This is a genomic window from Streptomyces sp. NPDC055099 (genome assembly GCF_053607685.1).
The window spans coordinates 225,025-249,759 of the sequence record NZ_JBSGUA010000002.1 but is presented as its reverse complement, the minus strand read 5'-3'; the positions used below and the strand labels follow the sequence as shown (position 1 = coordinate 249,759).

General features: G+C 70.4%; 21 protein-coding genes and 1 pseudogene. 10 read left to right on the top strand and 12 right to left on the bottom strand.

The features are described 5' to 3' along the window. Positions 1–18 precede the first annotated feature (18 nt). A complete protein-coding gene (gene rph / locus ACWFRU_RS05475; RefSeq protein ID WP_453685269.1) occupies positions 19–2,736 on the bottom strand; it encodes a rifamycin-inactivating phosphotransferase in 2,718 nt (905 codons plus the stop codon). 414 nt (positions 2,737–3,150) lie between these two features. On the opposite strand from rph, the gene ACWFRU_RS05470 reads away from it, so the two are divergent. The 6 genes from ACWFRU_RS05470 (at position 3,151) to ACWFRU_RS05445 (ending at position 9,837) form a co-directional block, all read left to right on the top strand. Further along, complete coding sequence (locus ACWFRU_RS05470; RefSeq protein ID WP_453684789.1) at positions 3,151–3,975, top strand: PP2C family protein-serine/threonine phosphatase; 825 nt, start codon at positions 3,151–3,153, stop codon at positions 3,973–3,975. 109 nt (positions 3,976–4,084) lie between these two features. After that, on the top strand, positions 4,085–5,200 hold the full coding sequence (locus ACWFRU_RS05465; RefSeq protein ID WP_453684788.1) for an MASE1 domain-containing protein: 1,116 nt from the start codon (positions 4,085–4,087) through the stop codon (positions 5,198–5,200). Positions 5,201–5,245: 45 nt separating this feature from the next. Then, complete coding sequence (locus tag ACWFRU_RS05460) at positions 5,246–5,803, top strand: hypothetical protein (RefSeq protein ID WP_453684787.1); 558 nt, start codon at positions 5,246–5,248, stop codon at positions 5,801–5,803. A 155-nt stretch (positions 5,804–5,958) separates the two neighbouring features. Next, positions 5,959–6,486 (top strand): hypothetical protein, encoded by a 528-nt coding sequence (locus ACWFRU_RS05455; protein ID WP_453684786.1) that lies wholly within the window; start codon positions 5,959–5,961, stop codon positions 6,484–6,486. A 214-nt stretch (positions 6,487–6,700) separates the two neighbouring features. Beyond that, on the top strand, positions 6,701–9,265 hold the full coding sequence (locus ACWFRU_RS05450) for a DnaB-like helicase C-terminal domain-containing protein (RefSeq protein WP_453684785.1): 2,565 nt from the start codon (positions 6,701–6,703) through the stop codon (positions 9,263–9,265). After that, positions 9,265–9,837: a hypothetical protein gene (locus ACWFRU_RS05445; RefSeq protein WP_453684784.1), complete on the top strand. Its 573-nt coding sequence runs from the start codon at positions 9,265–9,267 to the stop codon at positions 9,835–9,837. Before ACWFRU_RS05450 ends, ACWFRU_RS05445 begins: the two co-directional genes overlap by 1 nt. Positions 9,838–10,066: 229 nt before the next feature. Here the strand turns inward: ACWFRU_RS05445 and ACWFRU_RS05440 are convergent, their stop codons facing one another. Continuing rightward, positions 10,067–10,336 carry a WhiB family transcriptional regulator gene (locus tag ACWFRU_RS05440; RefSeq protein WP_453684783.1) on the bottom strand — a complete coding sequence of 90 codons (270 nt, stop codon included), beginning with the start codon at positions 10,334–10,336 and terminating at the stop codon, positions 10,067–10,069. A 230-nt stretch (positions 10,337–10,566) separates the two neighbouring features. Between ACWFRU_RS05440 and ACWFRU_RS05435 the strand changes: the two genes are divergently transcribed. Next, entirely contained in the window at positions 10,567–11,553 is a 987-nt protein-coding gene (locus tag ACWFRU_RS05435) for an SDR family NAD(P)-dependent oxidoreductase (protein WP_453684782.1), read from the top strand. Between the two features lie 260 nt (positions 11,554–11,813). Then, the gene (locus tag ACWFRU_RS05430; RefSeq protein ID WP_453684781.1) at positions 11,814–12,248 is read left to right on the top strand and encodes a peptidoglycan-binding domain-containing protein; all 435 of its coding nucleotides are present in this window, start codon (positions 11,814–11,816) and stop codon (positions 12,246–12,248) included. Positions 12,249–12,326: 78 nt separating this feature from the next. Here the strand turns inward: ACWFRU_RS05430 and gdhA are convergent, their stop codons facing one another. The 3 genes from gdhA to ACWFRU_RS05415 all read right to left on the bottom strand — a co-directional run bounded on the left by gdhA (position 12,327) and on the right by ACWFRU_RS05415 (position 15,650). Then, complete coding sequence (gdhA, locus tag ACWFRU_RS05425; protein ID WP_453684780.1) at positions 12,327–13,685, bottom strand: NADP-specific glutamate dehydrogenase; 1,359 nt, start codon at positions 13,683–13,685, stop codon at positions 12,327–12,329. Between the two features lie 240 nt (positions 13,686–13,925). Then, positions 13,926–14,930, bottom strand: a complete 1,005-nt coding sequence (locus tag ACWFRU_RS05420; RefSeq protein ID WP_453684779.1) for a MerR family transcriptional regulator — start codon at positions 14,928–14,930, stop codon at positions 13,926–13,928. A 3-nt stretch (positions 14,931–14,933) separates the two neighbouring features. After that, entirely contained in the window at positions 14,934–15,650 is a 717-nt protein-coding gene (locus ACWFRU_RS05415; RefSeq protein ID WP_453685268.1) for a HEAT repeat domain-containing protein, read from the bottom strand. A gap of 130 nt (positions 15,651–15,780) precedes the next feature. Here ACWFRU_RS05415 and ACWFRU_RS05410 point away from each other — a divergent pair, with 130 nt between their 5' ends. Continuing rightward, on the top strand, positions 15,781–16,617 hold the full coding sequence (locus tag ACWFRU_RS05410) for an LLM class flavin-dependent oxidoreductase (protein WP_453684778.1): 837 nt from the start codon (positions 15,781–15,783) through the stop codon (positions 16,615–16,617). Between the two features lie 158 nt (positions 16,618–16,775). Beyond that, entirely contained in the window at positions 16,776–17,255 is a 480-nt protein-coding gene (locus ACWFRU_RS05405; RefSeq protein ID WP_453685267.1) for a nucleoside deaminase, read from the top strand. Positions 17,256–17,369: 114 nt separating this feature from the next. Here ACWFRU_RS05405 and ACWFRU_RS05400 read toward each other — a convergent pair whose 3' ends face one another. From ACWFRU_RS05400 to epsC, 7 genes and pseudogenes are all read right to left on the bottom strand, one after another. Further along, positions 17,370–17,822 (bottom strand): cupin domain-containing protein, encoded by a 453-nt coding sequence (locus tag ACWFRU_RS05400; RefSeq protein WP_365825235.1) that lies wholly within the window; start codon positions 17,820–17,822, stop codon positions 17,370–17,372. Between the two features lie 81 nt (positions 17,823–17,903). Continuing rightward, the gene (locus ACWFRU_RS05395; protein ID WP_453684777.1) at positions 17,904–19,169 is read right to left on the bottom strand and encodes an MFS transporter; all 1,266 of its coding nucleotides are present in this window, start codon (positions 19,167–19,169) and stop codon (positions 17,904–17,906) included. Between the two features lie 8 nt (positions 19,170–19,177). Then, positions 19,178–20,455 (bottom strand): ATP-grasp domain-containing protein, encoded by a 1,278-nt coding sequence (locus ACWFRU_RS05390; RefSeq protein ID WP_453684776.1) that lies wholly within the window; start codon positions 20,453–20,455, stop codon positions 19,178–19,180. Beyond that, positions 20,452–21,825 carry an ATP-grasp domain-containing protein gene (locus tag ACWFRU_RS05385; protein WP_453684775.1) on the bottom strand — a complete coding sequence of 458 codons (1,374 nt, stop codon included), beginning with the start codon at positions 21,823–21,825 and terminating at the stop codon, positions 20,452–20,454. The genes ACWFRU_RS05390 and ACWFRU_RS05385 overlap by 4 nt, the downstream gene beginning before the upstream one ends. Continuing rightward, positions 21,822–23,045, bottom strand: coding sequence for a pyridoxal-phosphate dependent enzyme (locus ACWFRU_RS05380; RefSeq protein ID WP_453685266.1), 1,224 nt, complete (start codon positions 23,043–23,045; stop codon positions 21,822–21,824). Before ACWFRU_RS05380 ends, ACWFRU_RS05385 begins: the two co-directional genes overlap by 4 nt. 114 nt (positions 23,046–23,159) lie before the next feature. Continuing rightward, a pseudogene (locus ACWFRU_RS05375) lies at positions 23,160–24,044 on the bottom strand (ATP-grasp domain-containing protein); the annotation flags it as partial. Between the two features lie 78 nt (positions 24,045–24,122). Then, the gene (epsC, locus tag ACWFRU_RS05370; protein WP_453684774.1) at positions 24,123–24,731 is read right to left on the bottom strand and encodes a serine O-acetyltransferase EpsC; all 609 of its coding nucleotides are present in this window, start codon (positions 24,729–24,731) and stop codon (positions 24,123–24,125) included. Between the last annotated feature and the right edge of the window lie 4 nt (positions 24,732–24,735).

Here is a 24,735-nt window from a genome sequence, read left to right as displayed (position 1 = left end):
TCGCTTCGGTGGAATCGGTCAGGGCAGGATCTCGATGTACCCGTCGGTTCCGTGGACGCGGATGCGCTGCCCGTCACGGATCAGGCGGGTCGCCTGCTCCACGCCCACGACGGCCGGCAAGCCGTACTCACGGGCGATCACCGCGCCATGGGTCATCAGGCCGCCCACCTCCGTCACCAGGCCCGCGATTCCGACGAACAGCGGGGACCAACTGGGGTCCGTGAAGGACGTGACCAGGATGTCGCCCGCCTCGAGATCGGCCTGCGACATGTCGAGGATGACGCGGGCCCGTCCCTCGACGGTCCCCACGGAAACCGGCAGCCCGACCAGAGCGCCGGCCGGCACGTCGTCACGCCGGTACGCCCCGGTGAGGGCCTCGCCGTCCGACGTGAGCACCCGCGGCGGGGTGAGCGCCTGGTACGACCGGAACGCCTCTTTGCGCCTCGGGATGAGCTGCTCATCCAGCTGCTTCGAGCGCACGACCTCGTGCAGTTCTTGGAACGTGAGGTAGAAGATGTCCTCCTTCTCGGGCAGCACGCCTGCGCGCACGAGGCGTTCCGCTTCGTCGAGGAGGGCCTTCTTGTAGACGAAGTAGCGGCAGATGATGCCGTACTTGGGATACTCCCGGTACCCGATGTAGGTTCTGACCCGGTCGATCATCGCCTTGGTCTCGTCGGCCTTCCGCTCCCCGTTCGGCAGGGCCCGCAAGCGCGACAGCACTTCCTGTTCCTTCTTCTGCGCCTTCTGCCGCCCTTGCTCGAAGCGCCGCTCGGCGGCGCCCGGTTCGAAGTTCCTGACGTTGTCGAGGATCACGGGCACGAGCGTGGTGGGGCACTCGCTCCAACGTGGCCTGGTGATGTCGATCTCGCCGACGCAGCGCATGCCGTACCGGTCGAGGTAGGCCTGGATGGCGTCGCGCGCCTCGGTTCCGCCCGCGAGCTTCGGCAGCTTGTCCAGGAAGCCTTCGTCCTGGACACCCTCGCCCTGGACGCCCTGGACGCCCTGGACGCCCTGGACGCCCTGAAGGAAGGCCACCACCTCCGGGTGCGGGCGGATCACGTCCGCGACGTCGAGCAGCGCCAGCCCCATCTCCGACGTGATGTTGTCGGGGGCGGACAGCGTGAGGGTGTCAGCCGCGTTCTTCTCGCCCAGCCACTCCTGCAGCTTGTCGTTGAGCCACCAGGTGGCCTCCATCCCCGCCATGATCGCCTGCGAGCTCAAGGGGTCACCGAGGACGCGCTTGTGTTCCTCGAAGGCCTCCAGGAGGAAGTCGAACAGAGCAGGTCCGGTCTTCGTCCGGATGTCGCGCTGCAGGGCGGCGACGGACGCCTCGCTGCGCTCGATCAGCTCGGTGACGACGGCGGGGTCGGTCGCGATCGGAGCGGCGGGCGCCGCGCCGGCCGGTGGTCCGGCAGGGGCCGCGTCCGCGGGCAACGGGGTCTTCGGAGGTGACGGAACCTCCGCGAACGGCGGGACGAGGTCGTCGCGCGCGATGACGGTCTCCAGAGCGTCCCTGACCAGCGGATCACCTTTCCCGATGAGGTCAAGGAGTGCGGCGCGGCTCGCGGGCGAGGCCAGGCGTCCGGTGACGTCGACGTACAGCCTCCCGCCTGCCTCGTGCATCGGAACCATGGCCGTCAGCTGCCACATGGAGTACCCGAGGGGCTTCATGGCGTCGGTCATCATCTGCTGGTGGCCGACGGAGACGTAGACGTGATTGTCCTGGTCATCGGCCTCGGGGATGGGGAAGAGGGTGGTGATCGGCCGGCTCTGAACGATCTGGAAGCCCCTGCCTGCACCCTCGCCTTCACTCTCACTGTTCCCATCACCGCCACCGTCGCCGGCATCGGACAGACACCATTCGATGTCCTGAGGGCTGCCGAAGTGCGCCTCGATCCGCCGTCCGATCCGCACGAGCTCCACGACCTGGCCGTCCGTCAGCGCAGGCTGCTCCTGCCGCTGTGAGTCGACGGTCACTTCTTGTGTGCCGCCGGTGGGCAGGGCCTGCACGGCGCGTTGTTTGGCGGCGATAGTCCTGGTAACGACCTCGCCGTGGCGCACCTTGAAGATGTCGGGGTTCACCAGGCCGGAGACCAGGGCTTCGCCGAGTCCGAAGCCCGCGTCGACCGTGGCGACCTTCCGGTCGCCCGTGACGGGGTCGGCCGTGAACAGGATCCCGGACGCGTGGGGGAAGACCATCTGCTGCACGACCACGGCCATGTGGACCGTACGGTGGTCGATGCCGTTGCGCCGGCGGTAGGTGACGGCCCGCTCGGTGAACAGCGAGGCCCAGCAACGGCTGACGTGCTGAAGGATCGCCGACGGGCCCACGACGTTCAGGTACGTGTCCTGCTGGCCCGCGAAGGAGGCCGTGGGCAGATCCTCTGCCGTCGCGCTGGACCGGACGGCGTATGCGGCGTGCTCGCCGCTCCGGGTGAGGGCGTGGGTGATCGACGTCGCGAGATCGGCCGGGAGGGGAGTTTCCTCGATGATCCGGCGGATCTCCGCGCTGAGCGTGCGGATCTCTTCCCTGTCGTCGGGGCTGACGCGCGCCAGCCGGTCGAGCCGCTCGTCGAGCGACTGCGCTTGCGCCACGGTCCGCCGGAAGGCGTGCGTCGTCACGCAGAAGCCACGCGGCACGCGGATGCCTTCGATCCGCGACAGCTCGCCCAGGTGTGCGGCCTTGCCACCGACGACCGCGACCTGCGTCTCGTCGATCTCGTGCAGATCCAACATGTACTCCACGTCCTGCACGTACTCCACGTCCTGCACGTCCTGCACGTACTGCTCACTCACTGCGTTACCTCCGAGGCAGCCGCGCTGCGTTGTACTGGGTGGGACTGGTTCGACGTGGCGTCGGCGGATGATTCTGCGCCGTGACCGGGGCCTTGTGGCAAGCCCCCCACTGGGCTATATGTTGAGAGTGGCAAGGAGAGATCTCTCCTTGCCTTTGTTTTTTCCGCCGCACCCGCCTTCCGCCGCACCCGCCTTCTGCCGCACCCGCGACCGGCTCGGCCCGCCTGTGGAGGCCCGACAGGGTGCGTGCGCCGTCATCTCCGGGCAAAGTTGATGGCGAGGTTGTGCCAGTGGTGCACGAGGCGAAAGACAGCTGAACTGACGCGAGGTGCTCTCGCGGAACCGGGGCGATCGATGTTCCGTACGCAGGCGGCCGACGACGGCGACGAGCTGCTTGCCAGGCTCGGGGCCCTGACTGCCCGTGCCCGGGAGCTCGCGGAGATGCAGCGCTCCCGTGTCGAGCTGGCGGTGGCCCTGCAGCGAGGCATGCTCCCGCACGACCTTCCGGAGCCTCCGGGGGTCCGGCTGGCCGTGGGCTACATGCCCGCCAACCACGGGCTCAACGTCGGGGGAGACTGGTACGACGCCTTCACCATGCCCGACGGCCGTATCGGGCTGTCCATCGGAGACGTGCAGGGGCACAACATCCAGGCCGCCGCGTTCATGGGGCAGGTCCGTGTGGGTCTGCGGGCGCTGGCCTCCGTCACGGGCGACCCGGGGGAGCTGCTCAGCCGTACCAACGACCTCCTCATCTCCCTGGGCGCGGACCTCTTCGCCACGTGTACCTTTCTGCGCCTCGATCCGGCGACCGGCGTCCTGGAGTGCGCTCGGGCCGGGCACATCCCCCACATCTGGGCCACGGCCGACGGCCGGTCCGGCGTCGACGAAGGAGAGTGCGGGCCTCCGCTCGGCGTGCTCGAAGGCGCCGAGTACCCGGTGGTGTGCCACCGGCTCACCACGGACGGCGTCGTCGTGCTGCTGACCGACGGAGTGGTGGAGGGGCCGTCGCTGAGCCTCGACGAGGGCCTGCGGCGAGTGATGCGACTCGCCGAGATCACGACCGCTGCCGGGCTTGGCATCAATGCGCTCGTCGGCGGTGTGATGCGGCTGGCGGACACGGTGGGGCATGAGGACGATGCCGCCGTGCTGGTCGTGGGCCATGACGGCGGGGCGCTGTAGCGGCGGTGGCTGGTGTCGGACGTACATGACGACTACGTACGCGACGGGACGGGGAAGGAACGCGACGGAACGCGATGGGACGCGACGGGACCCGGTCAGGGGCCTCCACATGGCCGAAGTCGTCCACTCGGTGTCTGATGGCTCTGTGTTGGTGACTCGGCGGTTCCGGCGGTTCCGGCTGTCCCTGGAGGTAGTACTCAAAACACTGGCCGTGGCCGCCTGCTACTACGTGGCCGGGCGTCTGGGCCTGCACGGTCGGCTCACCGTCGAGGGAGTGATCGTCACACCCATTTGGCCGCCGACCGGAGTCGCCGTCGCCGCGCTGCTCGTCTACGGCGTGTCGATCTGGCCAGGGCTCGCCGTGGGTTCCTTCCTCGTGATCGCGTCCCTCACCACCCCCCAGCTCACCACGCTCGTCACCGTGGCGGGCAACACCATCGGCCCGCTTTGCGCCTACTTGATGCTGCGCCGGGTCGGTTTCCGGGTCGGGATCTCACGGCTGCGTGACGGCCTGTCCTTGGTCTTCCTCGGCGGGCTCGGCGCCATGCTGATCAGCGCCACGGCGGGGGTCGGGCTGCAGGTGCTGACCGGTGGGCTGGAGACGGGGGAGTTCTGGTCGGTGTGGCTGGCCTGGTGGGTCGGTGATGCGATGGGCGTCCTGCTCGTCACTCCGCTCCTGCTCGTGCTGGTGGGCGCCGCTGGGCCGCTGCGGCTGAGGCGGTGGAAGGAGATGCTGTGCCTGGGCCTCGCGACCCTGGTCGTCGTACCCCTGGCAGTGCTCGGCGACCTGAGCCTGCTCTTCCTCGTCTTCCCGCTGCTCATCTGGGTGGCGTTGCGCTTCCAGCTGGCCGGAAGCATTCCGTGCGCGCTGTTCGCGTCCGTGCTGACGACTTTCGAGGCGAACAAACAGCAGGGTGCCTTCCAGGGCCTGACCGCAGTCGAGGTCATGACCAAACTGCAGGCGTTCAACGGCGCCACTGCGCTGACGGCGCTCTTGCTGTCCGCCATGGTCGCTGAACAGCGCGCCACCCGACGGTCGGTGAAGAGCGCCTGCGGGGAACTCGCGGAGGTCCTGGAGCATCTGGCGGCGGGAGAGACCCCGCCTGAACTGTCCCCTCGGCACGTAGCCGCGCTCCAACCCGAGGACGGGACGACGCCGACGACCGAAAGCCTCGGTGGCCGGGATGCGTCGCCAACGCACGGCCGCGGAGATCCGGGCGGGTAGTAGGCCCAATCCCACGTGCCTACATGACCAGGTCTGTTCCGAGTCATGGCGACCGCTGAGAGCCTCGCCGAGCCCGAGCCTGCGGCCGTGACGTCGTACGGTGACCCTGTGGGCAACGTGTTCGGTGGCGCTACGAAGAGCCTCTGCCTGTCCAACGGTGGGACAGAGGTGTTCGTCAACGTGCTGATGCTGGCGGTGTCCGATCTCGCCGATGACGAGTGGGACTACCGCTTCGCTTCCCTCTTGTCGCTGCAGGATCAGAACGTGATGGGGCGTGGAGCTGTCGGATTCGACCTGCGAGACATCGCATGGGGCACCACGGAACGCGAACGTGTCAGGTCGAAGGATTTCGTGGTGCGCGCCACCGCACTCGCGCTGAGCGGCCATCGCTGGAGCGAGCTGGATTACGAGCCACCCTTCGCCTGTGACTACCTGCGTCAGTTCAAGGCCATGGTCGAGTCCTTCGAGCCGACCGAAGAAGTTCGTGGTGCCGGTGGCTTCCCGGAAGTGGACGAACGTGCGGTGGCTTCCTGCGCACTGCACCGAGTTCTCAGCGCCCTCCCGTACTGGGAGGGCTGCTTCCTCTGCACCCAGCCACCCTAGAGATTCCGGAGCGGGACGCGGCGGATGGCTTGCTGGGCCCGCTGCCCGGTCACCCGCACGGACAGCGGGCCCAGCGTCGTCCTTCGGGGCGACAGCGTCGGCAGGGGCCGGTTTCGATCTAGGGTGGTGGGTCGGCGCCTGGGATGATCTCCGGCATGGTCGACTCTGCCCTCTGGATTTCCTCGTTGACCGCCGGCACCGCAGTCATGGCCAGCTGGGTCACCAGCAGAGGGACCGCCAGGGCCGCGCAGATCCAGGCGGCCACCGCCGAGCGGATGCAGCGCTCCGTGCACGTCAGTGAGGTGCGAAGGGCCGCCTATGTGCGCCTCATCGAACAGGCGCACAAGATGGCCGAGTTGTACTGGGCGGTGTCCGACATTCACGCGGCCGGCGGCACCCGTGCCGAGCAGGTGCCCGCGCTGAAGGAGATACGCGTCGGCCTTCGGGAGGCGTACAGCAGGCTCCGTCACTGCATATGGGTGATCAGCCTTGAAGGACCGGACGACGTCGCCGAGGCCGCGGAGACGCTGAGGCTCGCGACCAGGCCCCCTTATCGCGCACTCGATGAGGCGATCACGGACAACCCCGACGCCCTCGCGGCCTTCGACCAGTACTACGACCCCTTCTGGCAGTCCCTCCTGGCCTTCGTCGCGACCGCCCGCGTCGCGGTGCACAACCTGTAGCACCGGGAGCACCGCGAGCACCTGTATTACCTGTAGCGCCGGTCGTACCAGCACGCGCATAAGGGTGACTTGAAGCGTGAAGAGTGGTGGGGCTGGAGTGGGGAGTGGTGGGTTGTCGTTAGGGTGGGGGTGAGTTGAGAGAGGCTGTGGGATGGACCAGGCGGACCAGGCGGACCAAGCGCCCGAGAGTGAACGCGCCCCGGGGATCCGGAATGTGACCGAGGCCCGTGAGGAGCTGCACGCCCTGGTGAAGCTTGCCGAGGGGCAGGACGCCAGGTCGACGCTGATCGGCAATCGCGGTGTCCGTGCGGTGCTTGCCCCCTTGGACCGTTTCCCCGCCGCTCGGCGCCCGGAGAGCAACGGCCTTGCCAGCCACGCCCTGGGCTCGGCGCAGAAGGAGCTCGGCGAACTCGTCGCGCTGGCGGCGGGCGGGCAGCCTCAGGTGCTGCGCCGCTATGCCACCCCCGTCGCGGTCCTGCTGCCCGTGGACGGTCCCATCAGCAGCACCCCATCCCATGTGGCCGCCTCTGACGCGGTCCTGGCAGGAGGCGCGGTGAACACCCAGCCCACAGCACGCCGCAGGCTTGCCACGCTCGGCGACGCAATCGGCGATGTCCTTACCTCCGCCTCCGTGCCGGGCCTCTCGTTCGGCCTCGCAGGTCTGGACGACGCCACCGGTGGACTGCACCCGGGGCGCCTGGTCCTGGTGGCCGCTCCACCGCAGGCCGGCGGCAGCCTCGTCGGTCTCGCCGCGGCCCGTCACACCGCACTCGTACAGGGCGGCCGTGTCCTGTACGCGGCATCGGGACCCAGCAGTGCCGACATCACGCGCCGCGTCATCGCCGCCGAAGCCGGTGGCGACTACGCACGCCTCAAGCGAGGCACCCTCACCCCCCACGAGCAGGACGTCGCCGACCGGTTGCGGCACGCACCGCTGCTCATCGATGACGGCACCGACCTGAGCGCGCAGGCCATCGCGGAAACCGCGCCGCTGGCCGACGACCTGGCCCTCGTCGTGGTCGATCGCCTGCAGCGGGCCCCCAACCCGCGTCTGCCGCTGTCGGGAGAGCACCTCCCGCAGGCCGTCCAGGTCTTGGGCGAGATGGCCCGCACCCTTGATGTGCCGGTTCTGGTGGTCGTGGACACCGATGAGCCGGCCATCGTGAATCTGCTCGACGCGGACGTCATCCTCACCCTCACCCCGGGGCCGTCCCTGACGGCCGTGACGGTCGCCGAACGGGATCTGGGCATCATCGGCCGCGCCCATCTGCGGCCCGACCTCATCCACGCCCGATTCCTGGACGCCGGCCCCGCGGCCTCTGCTCCCGCCGCCGGAGCCCCGGCCGCTGCACCCTCCGACGCCCAGGAGGAAAGGGGACTCCACACCGAGCGTGAACTGGCCGATGCCGGGCTCCCCTTCACATCCGGCGCCCTCAAGGGCCTGCCCGCCGAGGCCACCCGCCTGCTCGCAGCGCTGCGCACGGCCGTGGCCGAGGGGGATGCGGGCGCCCTCGCGGAACTGCGCGGTCCGCTGCGTGACCTGGCCGCCGCCGATCCGTCGTACCCGGACACCGCCCAGGGCCGACGGCTGGCCGACGCCCTGCACGCCTACATCAGCACGGTGCCCGGCTCGGCCACCCACACCACCACGGCGCCCGGTTCCGCCGCTGAAACCACGGCAGCGGTGGAGCCCACTGGTGGCGAACCGCCCCAGGCGGATGCCGAGCGAACGGCCGAGACGCTCACCGAATCCCCGGCCGAACAAGCCGACGAGGTCGATGAAGACGCCGACGACCTGGCGCCGGGGGACGAGGAGGATGAGCCCGAGGGCGTCGTGTTCCCCGCGCTGGTGATCCTCAAGGACGCGGTCGCCCGATCGAAGATGCACCCGATCCAAGTCATCCGTACCGAGGAACGCGACCGTGGTCCCTGGCCCCTGATCAGCGAGGACATGGACGGCGAGCCGCGCTGGGTGCACCCCGAGGTCACCAGCGAACGTGTCGCCCACATCAACGCGAACGGCAGGCGTGTCAGGCGCGACCAGCTCCTGGTGCCCGACTCGTTCGGCGACGGCGTGATGTGCCTGATCGACCGCAACGGCTCCTACCCCTCCGCCTGTTCGGCCGTCCCGCTGGCCCCGAACAAGCTCCTGCACACCGGCCCTCTCGAGGCGTTCGACAAGACCCAGGCCGGCATCTACCTCATCGACATCCCCCAGTGGGACCACCCCGCCATGCCCCACCCCCTGGGGCGGGTCGTCGAAAGCGCCGACGAGCACGGCCGTGTATGGGTCACCACCCCGCACATCAGGCAGCTCGAACGCCTCATCCGCGAGGGCCACATCGACACCCCGCTGACGTTCCACGACTCCTGGACCGGCAAGGCCAACGAATCGCTCTTCAAGCCCTTCTACACGGCTGCCCGCGCAGCACGTGCGGAGCTGGTCCAGGACGGCGGCGAGCCCTACAAGGAGTACAAGACGCGGCTGTCGATCGCGCTGCGTCTGCTGTGGCCCAAACGAGAGGAACAGCGTTCGCCGTTCTGGCGCCCCGACTGGCGCATGAGCATGGTCGCCGAGGCGTCCGTACGCCACTGGATCACGGCCTTCAAGGCGGTCCAGGAAGGCCACCGGCTCATCGCCCTGCGCAACGTCGACGCGGCGGTCTTCTTCATGCCCGACGCCACGCCTCCCACCCCCTACCGGGTGGGGACCGGCTTCGGCGAAGTGAAGGCAAAGTTCGTCCGGCGCGGCGAGATCATCCCCGAGGGTGAGGACTGATGGCCGGTCCCACCGGGCACGGTCCTTCACTGGGCGGCGCCCTGGGTGACCTGCTGCGCGCTCAGGTCACCCCGCGCCACCGCCTCTCCTCCTACACCGCCCGGCACTGGCACGCCCAGCTCAGCCACCTCACCAAGACCCGCCGCGGCTACCAGATCCTGGAGGACGCCGGACTGCACGTCACGACCAAGACCCTCGTCAACTGGCTGTCCGACCCTGAGTACAGCGTCCGCCGCAGCTATCGCGACGTGATCCACACCGCCTACGAGAACGCCGCCATCGTCCCCGCCGAACCGATCCCCGCGCGGGTCAAGAACGGCCGGTTCGAGATCAGCGGCACGGTCAAGACCGGTGCCGACGAACGCGTGCGCGGCACCAGGCGGGCCGCGCCCCTGCGGATCGACGGGCGCCGGGGGCACTGGGACGACATCGAGACGCTCTGGGCGGCGGGCGAGCTCACCGACGAGGCGTTCGAGGATCACTTCATCGACGACGTCATCGTCGAGGACATCGGCGAGGGTACCGACGGGTGGGACTTTCCCGGAGCCTCGTACGCCGTTGAACTTCGGTGAGGCCTGCGTTCAGGTGAGGGCCCGCCCCCCGGCCACGTCAGCACGCCATCGCGGCAAGGCAGAGCACCGGTGGGGGGCCCCTCTCAACCAGGTGCCGTCCCTGAACAGGCGATGTCCACGTGACCGGCCTACGTTGAAAGCCCAGGGCCCCGCCGCATCAGAACCGTCAGAGGGGCTCCCCGGAAGGAGAGGCCGTCGTGGCTGGTCTGGCGCCGTCGCCGCCCGCGGGTCAGGTTCTGGCCGGAGTCCTGCGGCGGGCGGCGGCCCTGGTCGCCCCGCGTCGGCGCCTCGACCGTTCGTCCTCTCCCATTCCGCCCCACACACCTGAGGCCTGCCCCGTCTCCAGTGCCCAGTTCCGGCACCGGTCGAGGACCGGGCAGCGATGACACACCCGCTTCGCGGCGAGCAGGTCCTCCTCGGCGGGGCCCGACGTGCCGACCGGGAAGAACATCTCGGGGTCTTCGTCAGCACAGGCGGCTTGCCGCCACCACAGTTCCATGACGCCTCCTTGCGGCGCCGGATCAAGACCGCGCCGCCAGATCGGTTGTCCCGTGTTCACGCTCAACTCAAGGCCGGGTTCCCTGGGCACACCGGGCGAAACAGAGGGCACTCGGGTAACGCCCAGCACGCCAGAAGAAGGGTCCCGCCCGCCACGGGCATCGAAGCGTCCCGACCGGGGAACCCGGCGACGGCCCAGACGCCATCCGAGGAAGGGAGCGCCGAGCGCTCATGGCACACACCACGAAGGAATCCCTGGCCGGGCAGACCGCGCTCGTCACCGGAGGGTCGCGGGGACTTGGTCTGCTGATGGCCGACCAACTGGCTGCCCGCGGCTGCACGGTGATCATCGCTGCCCGTGACGCCGATGAGCTCGCGGCCGCCCAGAAGAAGCTGCTCCACCGCCGGCCCGACGTCGCTGTGCACACCTCGGTCTGCGACGTACGTGACCAGGAGGCGGTGCACGCCATGTTCCGGGCCGCCCACGACACCTGCGGCGGGCCGGACATCGTCATCGCCAATGCCGGCATCATCCAGGTGGCACCACTGGAGGCCATCGGCGCCAAGGAGTTCAGGGACGCCATGGACACGATGTACATGGGGGCCGTGCACACCTGCCTCGAAGCGCTCCCGTATCTCAGGCAGAGCGAGCGGGGAGGGCGGCTGGGCGTCATCTCCTCGGTGGGCGGGCTCATGGGTGTGCCCCACCTCCTGCCCTACGCCGGTGCCAAAGCCGCCGCGGGTGTACTGGCGGAGGGCCTGCACGCCGAAGCCGCCGCGAGCGGTGTCAGCGTCACCGCGGTGTATCCGGGGCTGATGCGGACCGGGTCGCACCTCCAGGCCGAGTTCGGCGGCGCACGCGGCAAGGAGTACGGCTGGTTCTCCACGGCGGCGGGTGCTCCGCTGGTGTCGATGAACGCGCAACGCGCTGCCGAACGCATCGTCAAGGCCGTCGTCCGGCGCCGTACGCGGCTGGTCCTGACGCCGCTGGCTCGTGCGGCCGACCTGGCCCACGGTCTGGCGCCCGCCGCGACGACACGCCTCAACGGCGTGGTGGCGCGTCTGTTGCCGCAGGCCCCCTCCGGCTCCGGACGTCCGCGGCTGCGTCGCGGCGCCGAGGTCGACCCGCCGAAGGGAGCGGTCAGCGGCCGCTTCCAGACATGGGGGAGCGCCCTGAACGAACGTGCCGCCGACGCCTACAACGAGCGCGAGAACTGACCCACCGGCGGTCCGGTCAGCACCCTGGACAACGCCCGGGGTAACGCCAAACGCCCCGGACCGCTTCGGATACCACCAAGGTTTACCGCGTTACCTCCCTGGTTGGACGACTTGGCCCCGCCCGTGCCAGATGCTGATCCCGGTCGACGATGCGTGCCCATGCGCGCCGACCAAGGGAAAGCATCAACCGCATGCCGCCGAGCCGGCCCGTACCGAGCCGTTCGGCCGACCACGCCATCACACACGGGGGTAACAACGCCATGTCCGTCTGCGCACCCATCCGGCGCATCACCGCCGCCGGCCTCGGCTCGGCCCTCCTCGCGTCAGGGCTCCTGGCCGCGACAGCCGCCCCGGCGCACGCCGCCACCCCGATCTGCACCAAGACCGTGACCAAGTCGAACGGGGGCTTCTCGGGTCCGGTGGCCGCGGCTTCCAACGGCTCCCTCAACTGCCAGTTGGGCCCGGGCAACAGCAGCTCCGCGGTCAAGGCGCTCCAGAACTCCCTGTGGCGCTGCGGCACGAAGAGCCCCGGCGCCATCGACGGGGTCTACGGCCCCGCCACCAAGGCGTCTGTCGCCCATCTCCAGCGGGCCAGGGGCGTCTCACCCGCGGACGGTCTCTACGGCCCGAAGACGCGCAAGGTCTTCACCTGGCTCATCAAGGGCCCCCAGGGCGCGGTCTGCTCCAACTTCTGATCCGCACCGGACAGCGAGCAGGGTGCCCCATCGCAACCGGTGGGGCGCCCTGCTCCTCGTCGGCTTCGGGACTCCGGTTCAGATCACGCCCTGGGCCAGCATCGCGTCCGCGACCCGCTCGAAGCCCGCGATGTTGGCGCCCGTCACGTAGTTGCCGGGGGCGTCGTAGCGCTCGGCGGTCTCGTGGCAGGTGGTGTGGATGTCGTTCATGATCTGCGTCAGCTCCTCCTCGACCCGTGCCGCCGGCCATGACGTACGGGCGTGGTTCTGGGCCATCTCCAGGGCGCTGACCGCGACACCGCCCGCGTTGGCGGCCTTGCCGGGGCCGAAGGCGACACCGGCCTGCTGGAAGAGGCGTACCGCGTCGGGGGTCGTCGGCATGTTGGCGCCCTCCGAGACCGCCTTCACGCCGTTGCGGATCAGGGCGGCCGCGTCGTCGGCGTCCAGCTCGTTCTGCGTGGCCGACGGCAGCGCGACGTCGGCCGGGACCTCCCAGACCCGCCCGCCCGGAACGAAGCGGGCCGAGGCGCCCCGGCGTTCGGCGTAGGCGTCGACCCGGCCGCGCTCGACCTCCTTGATCTGCTTGAGGAGGTCGAGGTCGATGCCCTTCTCGTCGACCACATACCCGGACGAGTCCGAGCAGGTCACGGCATTGGCACCGAGGGCGGCCAGCTTCTCGATGGTGTAGATGGCGACGTTGCCGGAGCCGGAGACCACGGCCGTGCGGCCCTCCAGGTCCTCGCCGCGCTGGCGGAGCATCGCCGCCGCGAAGAGGACGTTGCCGTAACCGGTGGCCTCGGGACGGATAAGCGAGCCGCCCCAGCCCTGGCCCTTGCCGGTGAGGACGCCGGCCTCCCAGCGGTTGGTGATGCGCCGGTACTGACCGAACAGATAGCCGATCTCCCGGCCGCCGACGCCGATGTCACCCGCGGGCACGTCCGTGTGCTCGCCGATGTGCCGGTGCAGCTCCGTCATGAACGACTGGCAGAAGCGCATGACCTCCGCGTCGCTGCGGCCGTGCGGCTGGAAGTCGCTGCCGCCCTTGCCGCCGCCGATGCCGAGGCCGGTCAGCGCGTTCTTGAAGATCTGCTCGAAGCCCAGGAACTTGATGACGCCGAGGTTCACCGACGGGTGGAAGCGCAGGCCGCCCTTGTACGGGCCGAGCGCGCTGTTGAACTCCACCCGGAAACCACGGTTGACGTGGACGCGCCCCCGGTCGTCCTGCCACGGCACCCGGAACAGGACCTGCCGCTCCGGCTCGCACAGCCGCTCGATCAGGCCGGGCTCGGCGTACTCGGGACGGGCTGCGATGACCGGCGCCAGTGTCTCCAGGACCTCGTGTACGGCCTGGATGAACTCCGGCTGGGCCGGGTTGCGGTGCTCGATCTCGCTGAGCAGCTGCGCGAGCGTGGTCTTCGTCTCGGATCGCGTGGTCAAGGGAGCCCTTTCCTGGCACGGCTGACACCGGGGATCCGTCACGGGGCACGGCGCACTGGCGGCGCACTCCGGTACAGCCCGGTCGGGACGCTCGGCGCCGTTGCCGTGCGCGTGACACTCATGTATTACGCGCATGTAAACACACTGACCAGCATCCGGGTCCAGGGTGCGACCAAAATGCGAGATCAAGCGTGGTGCTCGGACCCTCCCGCGAGAGCGACCCCCATACGATCCGATCGGTCACCGCGCCTCGCGCAGCCGGAGCAGGTAGGTCGCCGTCACCGCCACGGCGCGGTCCTCGTCGTCGGCGAGCTCGACGAGGGCGCGCGATGTCGTCGGGCCCGGAATGCCTGCCATCGCCTGGGTCAGCCGGCCGCGTGCGGGCGCGCCAGTGGTGGCCTCGGCGAGGCGGTCGACCAGCCCGGTCGCGATCTGATCCGCCCGTGCGGTGTCGCTCGCCAGCACGCTCAGCGCGTCGGCCGCGTCGGTGTCGTTCCTGCCGTCCACGATCATGTCGATGAGCGTGGGGACCGCAGCGGCCACCCCCCGCGCTCCGAGCGCCAGAGCCGCATGCCCGCGGACCACGTTGTCAGGGCTGGCAAGGGCCTGTCGCAGCAGCGCCGCGGCCTGGTCGCCGGGCATCTCGGCGAGCGACTGGACGGCACGTTCCCGCACGGCGGCCACCGGTGAGTCGAGGCCCTCCGCCAGCAGTGCCACACCGTCCTCGCCCGATCGTGCCAGCGCCCACCGAAGGGCCCCGGCGACGTTCGGATCCGTCTCGCTGAGTGCCGCCTCGACCAAAGCCTCCACCGGCACCGGAACCTCCTCGTCCGAGGAGAGCGCCGCACGCTGGCGTGCGCTTGCGCTCTTCGAGCCCAGTGCTTGGAGCAGCGCCACGACCTGAAGGACATCCTCCCAGTCGGCGGGGTCCGCGGCATCGATCCGGCGCAGCCGTGTGAGCAACTCGGTCTCGGCCGCGATGCGTTCGCGTGTCTGCAGGACGAGGTCTCCGACGAGCGCCGAGGGCGTGAAGCCTGGCTCGTCGAGCGCGCGCCCGATCTCCCGCAGCGAGAGCCCCAGCGACCGCAGGCTCTCGACATGGAAGATCCGCCGGATGTCCTGCCCGGAGTACTCCCGATAGCCGGAGCCGGTACGGCCGGAAGGCCGCACCAGACCGAGCGACTCGTAATGCCGCAGCATGCGGGCACTGACCCCGGACCGTCGCGCCACCTCACCGATCAACACGCTTCATTGTCCCTCCGGCCGGTCGCCGCCGAGGGCCACCACGCGCTTCGCCTCCTCGATCGCGAACTCGAACCCCGTGTCCGGGTCACGCAGCAGCCGTGTCGTGGCGAGGGCGTGCGTCCGCGTGCGGGGGTCCGCGGCCCTCGCCGCGATGTGCAGGGCCGGCTCAATCACTTCCCCCAGCGCCACCAGGGCCCGACTGAGGCTCAGCTGCGTCTCCCGCTCACCGCGCCCGAGTTGCGTCGCGAGGACCGTGGCCAACGCGGACTCCTCGCCGTCCGGTACGAGGATGACCGCGGCCCGCCAGGCGCTGCGCGCCACCTCCGCCTCGGGGTCGGACAGCAGGGCCTCCGTGATCGCCGGCCACGCCCGCCGGTCCCCGATCTTCGACAGCGTGTGCAGCGTCTGACTCCGGGCCTGGGCCCGCTCCGAACGGAGCTCGCGGAGCAGCTCGGGCAGCGTCAGCGAGACGGGATGGCGGGTGAGCGCCCAGGTCAGCATGTCCCGGACGAAGAATTCGGGCTCGATCGCGCAGCGCTCGACGAGCTTGGCGACGAAGCGCGGGTCCGGCGCCGTGCCGACCGCCAGAGCGGCTCGCAACCGTACCGACGAGCGGCCGTCCTCCAGCCCTTGCAGCGCTCGTAGCGCCTCCGTGCCGAGTGCCTCCGTGCCGAGTGCCTCCGTGTCGAGCGCCTCGGTGTCCTGTCCCGTGACCGTCATCGAGATCACCTCCTCGCCGGTCAGTGAAGACCTTGCCACCGTGTCAAGGTCAAACAGGGACACACGACCGTGGCCCGACCGGCAGGCGCGGCAGGCACGTTGAAGGACGCCCGTTGCTAGGCTGACGCCCATGCGGATTGGCGTGAACGTCCCCAATTTCGGGCCCGGAGCGAATCCCGATCACCTGGCCCGCTGGGCCGAGACCGTGGAGGGCCTCGGCTTCGATCTGCTGATGATGTCCGATCACGTGGCGATCACGCCGGACGTGGCCGAGCAGTATCCCGCGCCTTTCTACGAGCCGTTCACCACGCTCGCCTGGATGGCGGGGATCACGAGCGGGATCAAGCTGGGCACGACCGTCCTCATCACCCCCTACCGGCATCCCCTGCTGGTCGCCCGCATGGCTGCCAACCTGCACCAACTCAGCGGTGGCCGACTGGTGTTGGGCGTCGGGGTCGGCTGGGCCCGGGGGGAGTTCGAGGCGCTCGGCGTGCCCTTCGAGCGGCGTGGCGCGCTGACCGACGAACATCTGCGCACGCTGCGCGCCGCGTGGGAGAACGACGCCGACTACCGCTGCGGGCAGATTCCGCTCTGGATCGGCGGCAACAGCGACGCGGGCATGCGCCGGGCCGTGCGTTTCGGGGCTCCCTGGCATCCGCTGGGGTTCACGATGCCCTGGTTCCGGGAGGCGCTGCCACGGCTGAAGGGGATCGCCGCCCGGCTCGGCCGGCCCGTGCCGGGTCTGGCGCCGAGGATTCGGCTCAACCTCACGGAGCAACCGGTCGACCACCCCGATCGCCGCGCCGGGGAAGGCACCCTCGAGCAGTTCCTCGAGGACGTGGAGGAACTGCGTCTGGCCGGCGCCGACAGCATCCTGCTCGACCCGTACCACGGCGATCCGAACGAGACCCTGCGGCCCGAGGAGGCCTGGCAGGCTCTGGCTGTCGTGGCCGAACACCGGACCTAGCAGAATCCCTCCGGCGACTGCGTCGAGACGACGGCTCAAGAAGACCGACGGACTCAAGAAGACCGACGGACAGAGAGGGAGCAGCAGTGGCATCTCATGATCACGACCTTGGCGGAACCGAGGCCGCTCAGGCCGCCACCACCGTCACCCCGGCCGACCTGCCCCATCTGCGTCGCTGCATCGAACTGGCGGCGGAGGCGCTCGACGCCGGTGACTGGCCGTTCGGGTCCGTGCTCGTCGACGCGAGCGGCAAGGTCAGGGCCGAGGACCGCAACCGCGAGTCCACGACCAAGGACCCGACGGCGCACCCGGAGATCGCGCTCGCCCGCTGGGCCGCGGTCCATCTGACCCCCGAGGAGCGGGCCACGGCGACCGTCTACACCTCGGGAGAACACTGCCCGATGTGCGCGGCCGCGCATGGGTGGGTCGGCCTTGGCCGCATCGTCTACGCGAGTTCGTCCCGGCAGGCCCGGGAATGGAAGGCCGAGTGGGGCGTGCCCGTCACCTCGCCTCTGAGCCCGCTGAGCATCCAGGACGTCGTACCCGGCCTGGAAGTGGCCGGCCCGGTGCCAGAACTGGCCGACCAGGTGCGCGAGTTGCAGTGGCGCTTCCGTAAGGGCGAGAACGCGGACGGCTGAGGACGGAGGGCATCAGTAACGGGGCCCGGCAGCGTGGTGCGCTGCCGGGCCCCGGCCTTGGTCCCGTGCGTTCGCGGATCGGTCCCCGCGACATCGTGCTGCGCAGCACTGGCGTCAGACCATGAACTGGTCGTACTTCGCCATGTGTTCGCGCAGTTCCTCCATGCTGGGGTTGCGTCCGTTGGCCGTCAGACGGCCAAGGCCGCGGAAGTAGTCCTCGCGGTCGTAGATCGGGTAGAACATGATCAGCAGGGTGGCGTCCTCGGTGCCCCGGTTCGTGAAGCCGTGCGGCTCACCCTTGGGGACGTAGGCGAACGCGCCCGGCTCACCGACCACCTTGCGGTCGCCGATGGTGAACTCGATCTCGCCCTTGACCACGTAGAACATCTCGGTGGACTGCTTGTGGATGTGCGGGGACGCGCCCTTGGCCTCCGGGGCCATGTGATGCTCGAAGAAGCCGAACTCGCCGTTGGAGTCGGGTGTGGTGAGCTTCAGATACGTCCTCTTCGTGTCCCGGATGTCGACGTATTCGCCTTCACCAGCGGGGACGTACAGCGGAACGGACATTTTTCCTCCAGGGTGATGTTCGAGGTGCGAGTGGTTGAGCCGAGTTGTCGAGCCGCGCACCGGGCCGGTGCGCGGGGGTGATCACGTGGCCTCGGCCAGGGCCGGGTCCTGCCGCGGCGGGCGGTTCGCCTGGGCCTGCGCCCAGCGGCCGATGACCGGCGCCGCCAGGCCACAGGCGGCGAACAGTGCGGCCAGGACGATCCACCCGGTGGTGCCGGTGGTGATGACCAGGCCGATCAGGAGCGGTGCCGCGATCTGCTGGACGGCCACGCCGAGCCAGAAGACCGACAGGTAGACGCCCTCCTGCCCGGGCGCCGCGAGCAGATACGACCCGCCCCAGCCCCCGGCGGACTGGAACAGCTCGCCCGCGGTCAGCGCGACCATGGCGAGCAGCAGCACGCCGACGGCCACGACGACAGGCGGCTTCGGTGCCGCGACGAGCAGCAGGCAGCACGCCGCGAGAGCCAGGCCGGCCCGCACCAGCGCCCGTGCCGAACCGGTGATGGTCTCGGTGCCCCGGCTGGCGCGTACCTGCAGGGTGACGGCCAGCACGGTGTTGACCGCCACCAGGGGCGAGATCACCGCGGCGGGTACCTCGGTGTGCTCGACGATCCACAGGGGGATGCCGATGCTCAGCAAGGTCATGTGCATGGTGAGGACCGCGTTGATCCCGGTGAACGACAGGAACGGTTTGTCGCGCAGCGCGTCGACGGAGAAGCGGCGCCGCAGGCTCTTCGCAGGTGTGCTGAGCAGCGGCAACCGGTGGGCCAGGGAGGCGAGTACGGCGAACGAGACGGCGTTGAGCAACAGGATCGCTCCGTAGCCGGCCCGGGTGTCGATCAACAGGCCGACACCACCGAGCAGGGCGCCGACGGTGAAGCCGACGTTGCGCAGGGACCGCAGCACCGCGACCACCCTGACCCGGTCGTCGGTCGCCGTCACCTGCCCGACCAGGGCCTGTTCCATGGGGGCCGCCGCCTTGTCGGCCAGGCCGAGCAGGCACACCACCGCCAGGAACTGCCACAGGTTCTGGACGAAGGGGTAGAGCACGAAGCAGGCGCAGCGCCACAGGCTCACCCCGACCAGTACCTTCTTCGGGCCGATCCGGTCGGCCAGGATGCCGATCGGTACCGCCGTGCCAAGCGCGATCGCGGCGGACAGGGTCAGGCCGAGGCTGAGTTCGCCCACCGACAGACCGACGGACCGGGTGATGAACGGCACGGAGACGGCCAGGAAGGCGCCCGTGCCGACGGCGTCGATCATCGCCATCACGGACAGGCGGAGGCCGACCGGCCCGCCGGGGACGGACCTCGGCCATCCGCGGACGCGCTGCCAGAGAACAGACATCTGCTTCCTCACTGTGTGGTGATGCGGACGACGGCGTCGGCGGTGAGGACCCGTCGCCGCGCGGTCTCCGCGTCCGGCCCGGTCGCGATGACGTGTCCGGCGCGATCCCAGGAGGACGCCCACGGCTTGACCTTCTGGCCTGCCTCGACGTCGACCTCCACGGCCCGGACACCGGGCAGGACCCGCGCCGCCTCCGCCCCCGCGACCGCCGTGACGGTGCCCGGCGCGGCGGCCAGGAACCGGATCGCCGAGGTCTGTCGCGCGGTCAGGGGGAGGACGACCGTACGGCCGGCCAGCAGGTCGATGAGGGCCAGCCTGATCCGTGTGCCGTAGGCCAGGTCGTTCAGGTCGATCAAATAGTCGCCGGGGCAGCGTCCCGCGCATTCCACCAGCGCCGGACCGGAATCGGTCAGGATCCACTCGGCGTGCAGGATGCCGGTGCGGTAGCCGGTCGCCGCGATGAGCGCACGCATGGCCGTCTCGAACGCGGCCTGCGTGTCGTGGTCGAGCGGGGCGGGCAGCAGGTGACCGAGTTCCACCGGGTACGGACCGGGGATCACTGTCTTGGCCGTGACGTTGTGGAAGATGATCTCGCCCTGCCGGACCAGCGCCTCGACGCTGTACTCGGGCCCGCGCAGGCGTTCCTCGGCCAGGAAGCGCCAGGTCAGGCTCCGGTCGGGCACCTGCTCGTACTCGGCGGCGGACGAGGTGCGCTCCCAGGCCCGCGCCGCGCTGGTCGCGTCGACCGCGTCGAGGAGCTGTACGCCCACGCTGGCCTGCCGGTTGGCCGGCTTGAGCACCACGGGGCCGTCGCCGGCGAAGTCGAGGATGTCGGCGGGGCCGTGCACTTCGCGCCAGCGCGGGCCGCGGACGCCGCCGGCGTCGCAGACCTCACGCAGCCGGACCTTGTCGCGCAGGGCTTGCGCGGCCTGTTCGGTCGCGCCCGGCAGGCCGAGCTTCTCGGCAAGGGCCGCTGCCGCGGGCACCGCGTACTCCAGGCCGGGCACGACCGCGGCCACCGGCCGCTCGGCCTCCAGAGTGGCCGCCAGATCGAGGGCCCCGGAGGACTGCTGGTAGTGCGCCGGGATGATGCGGTCCAGGCAGCCGAAGCGTGCCGCCGCGTCGCCCAGCTCGCGCTTGCGGATGATGTCGGGTTCTTCGAGGACCACGACGGACCCGTCGGGCACACTCCCGTCGATGGCGCGTAAATAGGCCGCGTTGTAGCCGACGAACACCACCTGCGCGTCGGCGTCGTGGGTGGTCATGGCCACCTTCTGCTCGGTCATGACGACCTCCTGGCCGTTGATGTGGGGCGCTGCACGGTCGGTGCCTTTCTGCGGTAGGGGGGACTGGTGACTGACGGTGTACGCAGGGGCGCCGGCGCCTCTCCGGTCCGGCCGTCCGCTCGTACGGGCCTTCCGTCGATGACGAGCTCGATGGCGGCGAGCACCTCCGCGCACCGGCTTTGGGCCTGCTCGGGTGTGGCGCCGGAGACGATGACGTGCCCCTGGCGGCCCTTGGAGTCGCGGACCTCCGTCACGGTGTCGCCGGGACGCAGCCGCAGGGTCAACTCGTCGACGTACGGCAGCCTTCGGACCTGCTCCAGGCCGCGGATCACGTCGACGCGGCCGGGCGGGAAGGTGAAGAACCGCACGGCTGCCGTCGCCGTCGGCTCCGGCACGTCGACCGGTGCGCCCGCGAGGGACGCGAAGATCGCCTGCTCGATGTCCAGGCCGCCGGCCAGTTCGACGAGCCTCGGGATGCGGTCGCCGCCGAGGCGGGCCTGCGACTCGACGATGCGCGGGCCGCGCGGCGTCCAGATCACCTCGGTGTGCGCGGGGCCGAAGCGGTAGCCGCACACGGTGAGGAAGCGGACGGTCAGTTCTTCGATGGCCTGCGCGCGGGCCGGTGGCAGCGGAGCCGGATGGACGTGCCCCACCTCCACGAACAGCGGCGGTGCGCCCAGCAGCTTCTCGGTGATGCCGACGACGTGGTGCCTGCCGTCCTGGCTCAGCGTCTCCACGCTGTACTCGGGGCCGCGCAGGTACTCCTCGACGAGGAAGGGACCTTCATAGCCGTACGCGTCGACGAGCTTCGTCCAGGCCGCCTGGTCCCGCGCCTCCTGCCACAGGAAAACGCCGCGGCTGCCGGCGAGTGCGGCCGGCTTGACGACGGCCGGACGGCCGATCCGCTCGACGGCGGCCGGTACGTCCTGCCGGGTCGGCGCCGACTCGAAGGCCACCGGGGACAGTTCGTGCCGCGCCAGCAGATCCCGCATCGCGTGCTTGTCGGCGAGGCAGCGGATCGCCGCGGCCGGATTGACCTCGGCGCGCAGGTCCTCGGCCACCTCATGGGCGGTGACCATCGTTTCCTCCCCGCCGATGTGGTAGATCAGCGGGACGTGGTGCTGTCGGGCCACCTCGCGGATGGTGTGCCGCAGCAGCACCGGGTCCTGGAAGTCGGTCGTCACGAACAGGTCCGCCAGGGCGTGCACGTCGTCGAGGTACTCCGGCGTCTGCAGCCGCGGATCCCAGATCGCGCCGACCCAGAAGCCCGCGGCCTGTGCCTTGCGCACGAACTGGCGGTAGGGCATCACCAGTAGCAGGCGCGGCCGGTCGTCGGTGGGCGGGCCCTCCGCGGGCAGGGGCGCCGTCATCGCGCACCGCCCGGTGCCTGCGCGCTCTCGCGGCCGAGCAGGCTCAGATAGCGCTCGCCGGTGTCGGGCAGGAGCGTCACGATGCGCCGGCCCCGGTAGTGCGGGCGGGCGGCCAGGACGCCGGACGCGTGGACGACCGCGCCGCCCGAGATTCCGGCCGGCAGACCGGCGTGCAGGGCGAGCCGCCGGGTGGTGTCCATGGCATCCGCGTCGGACACCGTGATCACCTCGTCGATGAGGCTCTGTTGTGTCGTCGGCGCGATGAAGCCGCCGTTGAAGCCCGGGATGCCGTGCGTGCCGGGCTTGCCGCCGGACAGCAGCGGCGAGCCCGCCGGCTCCACCGCCACGATCCGCACCGCGGGGTGACATTGGCGCAGATAACGCCCCGCGCCACTGAGCGTACCGCCGGTTCCGACGCCGCAGACGAGCACGTCGATCCGCCCGCCGGCGTCGTTCCAGATCTCAGGTCCGGTCGTCTCGTAGTGCGCCCGTGTGTTGTCCGGGTTGTCGTGCTGGCGGCAGAACCACGACCCAGGAGTCTGCCGGTGCAGTTCCTCCGCCTTGTCGACCGCCGCCTGATAGCCGCCGGTGTGCGGGGTGCGCACCACGTCGGCGCCGAGCGAGCGCAGCATGGCCACGCGTTCGGGGGTCGCGTTGTCGGGCAGCACGATCACGCAGCGGTAGCCGCGGCCCGCCGCCAGCGCGGCCAGCGAGATTCCGGTGTTTCCGGAGGTCGCCTCGATGACGGTGCCGGTGCCCGGGACGAGCAGCCCTTGCTTCTCGGCGCCGCGCAGCATCGACAGGGCGGCCCGGTCCTTGCTGCTCGACCAGGGGTTGAACAGCTCCAGCTTCGCCAGGACCTCGGCATCGGATGGGGCGCCGTCCACGATCCGCTCCATCGGCAGCCGCAGCAGCGGTGTGTTGCCGATCAGGTCGGCCAGGGAGTCGGCGACCGGACGCCGGGTGACCGGCTCGGTGCGGATGCCGATCTCCTGGGCGGCGGCCTCGGCGGTGCGCGCCGCCAGCTCGGCGGTCTCGGCCACCACCAGCACATGGCCGGCGCGATCGCCGTTGCGGCGCAGCTCCCGCACCACGGAGCCCGGGGTGGGCTTGACGACGACTTCCTCGACGCCGGGCAGCGCGGCGGCGCGCTGCCGTCCGGTGACCGACACCACCCGGCCCGGTTGCGCGGTCAGATAGCGGATGGCGGCGCCGCCCACCGGCCGCCGGGGCACAACCGGAGCCGGCAGCGGCTGGCCGAGGTACTGGCGGGCCACCAGCTCCAGGGACTTGATGCCAAGGGCCCGGTCGACCAGATAGGTGATCTTTCCGCCGGCGGGCCTGGGGTTGATCTCGATGAGCTTGGGTCCCGACGCGGTCAGCTTGACCTCGACATGTGCCATGCCCAGGTCGAATCCGACGGTGCGCAGCGCCTGCACGGCCAGATCACCGCAGGCACGCACGAGCGTCCGGGGCAGGCGTGAGGGGAAGGTGTGGGCCAGCTCGACGAAGTAGCCGAGGCCGACGACCGACTTGTCGGTCACCCCGAACACCTCGTAGCGGTCGCCGTCGGCGAGGACCTCGACGCTGACTTCGGGGCCGCTCAGATACTCCTCGACCATCAGCTCGTGATACCGGGCCTGGCCGCGGGTGTTCTCCGCGCGGGACTGGATCAGGGCCACGTGCTCGGCGGCCTGATCCGCGGTTTCCACGAGGCGGACGTCGGCGCTGCTGGTCTCGTCGGCCGGCTTCACCACACAGGGAAGGCCGACCTCCGCCGCGGCCTTCGCCGCCTCGGCGGGCGTGCCCACCGTGCGGAACTCCGGTATGGCAACGCCGAGTTCGGCGCAGCGGCGGCGCATCAGCGCCTTGTTGCGGGCGGTGGCGACGCCGTCGACGCTGACGGTGGGCAGCCCCAGGTGGACGGCCACCTCGGCGGCCACGACCACGTCGTACTCGGCCAGGGTGAGGAACGCGTCGAAGGGGTGCTCGGCCGCTGCCTCGTGGACATGCGGCAGAAGCTCCTCAAAGATGTTCGTCTCGCACTGGACGATGTCGTCGACGTAGCGGTCGAAGTAGGCCGGACCGCCCGGGACTTCGAGATAGCGGTCCAGGTCGCGGGTGAAGAAGGTGACGCGGCAGTCGAGTTCCTTGATGATCTGCAGGCCCTCGAAGCCGGAACCGGAGAGATTGCTCTCCAGGACTCCGACGTGAATCATGTGTGCCTCCGTTGGCATTCCGGCGCGCGGCCGGTCGATACGGCGAGTTGTGGGCGGACTGCGGTGGGGGAGCGGTCGTCACCAGCACCCGGCGGTGGCCAGGGTGCGCAGCAACTGCTCCGAGGCCGCGCGCTCCGCGGCCGACAGCGGTACGACGACTCCGGCCGCGGGAGCCGTCACGCGGGCCCGGGGCGGCACATCGCCGAGGACCAGCGAACCGGCGCCGATCAGCGCGTCGGCGCCGACGGTGACGGGGCCGAGCACGATCGCGTTGGTGCCGAGCACCACCCGGTCGCCGACGACCGGGTGGCGTCGAGCGCCGGGCTCGCGCCGCTCGTCCCGCCACCAGCCGACCGCGCCCAGGGTGACCTGGTGGAAGATCGTGACGTCGTCACCGATCTCGGCGGTCTCCCCGATGACGACGGCGGCCCCGTGGTCGATGAACACGCGCCGGCCCAGGCGCGCTCCCGGGTGGATCTCGATCCCGCCGGTCACCGACCGCGCCAAGTAGGCCAGGGCGCGGGCGAGTTGACGGTGGCCGCGGGTGTAGAGGACATGTGCCGCCCGGTGGGCCCACAGGGCCGGCAGGGCGGGGTGCAGCAGTGCCTCGGCGCGTGTGTGGATCGACGGGTCCCTGGCCACGATCATGGCGAGGTCCTGCCGTATCCGGGTGAGTGTCCTGCGCATGGGG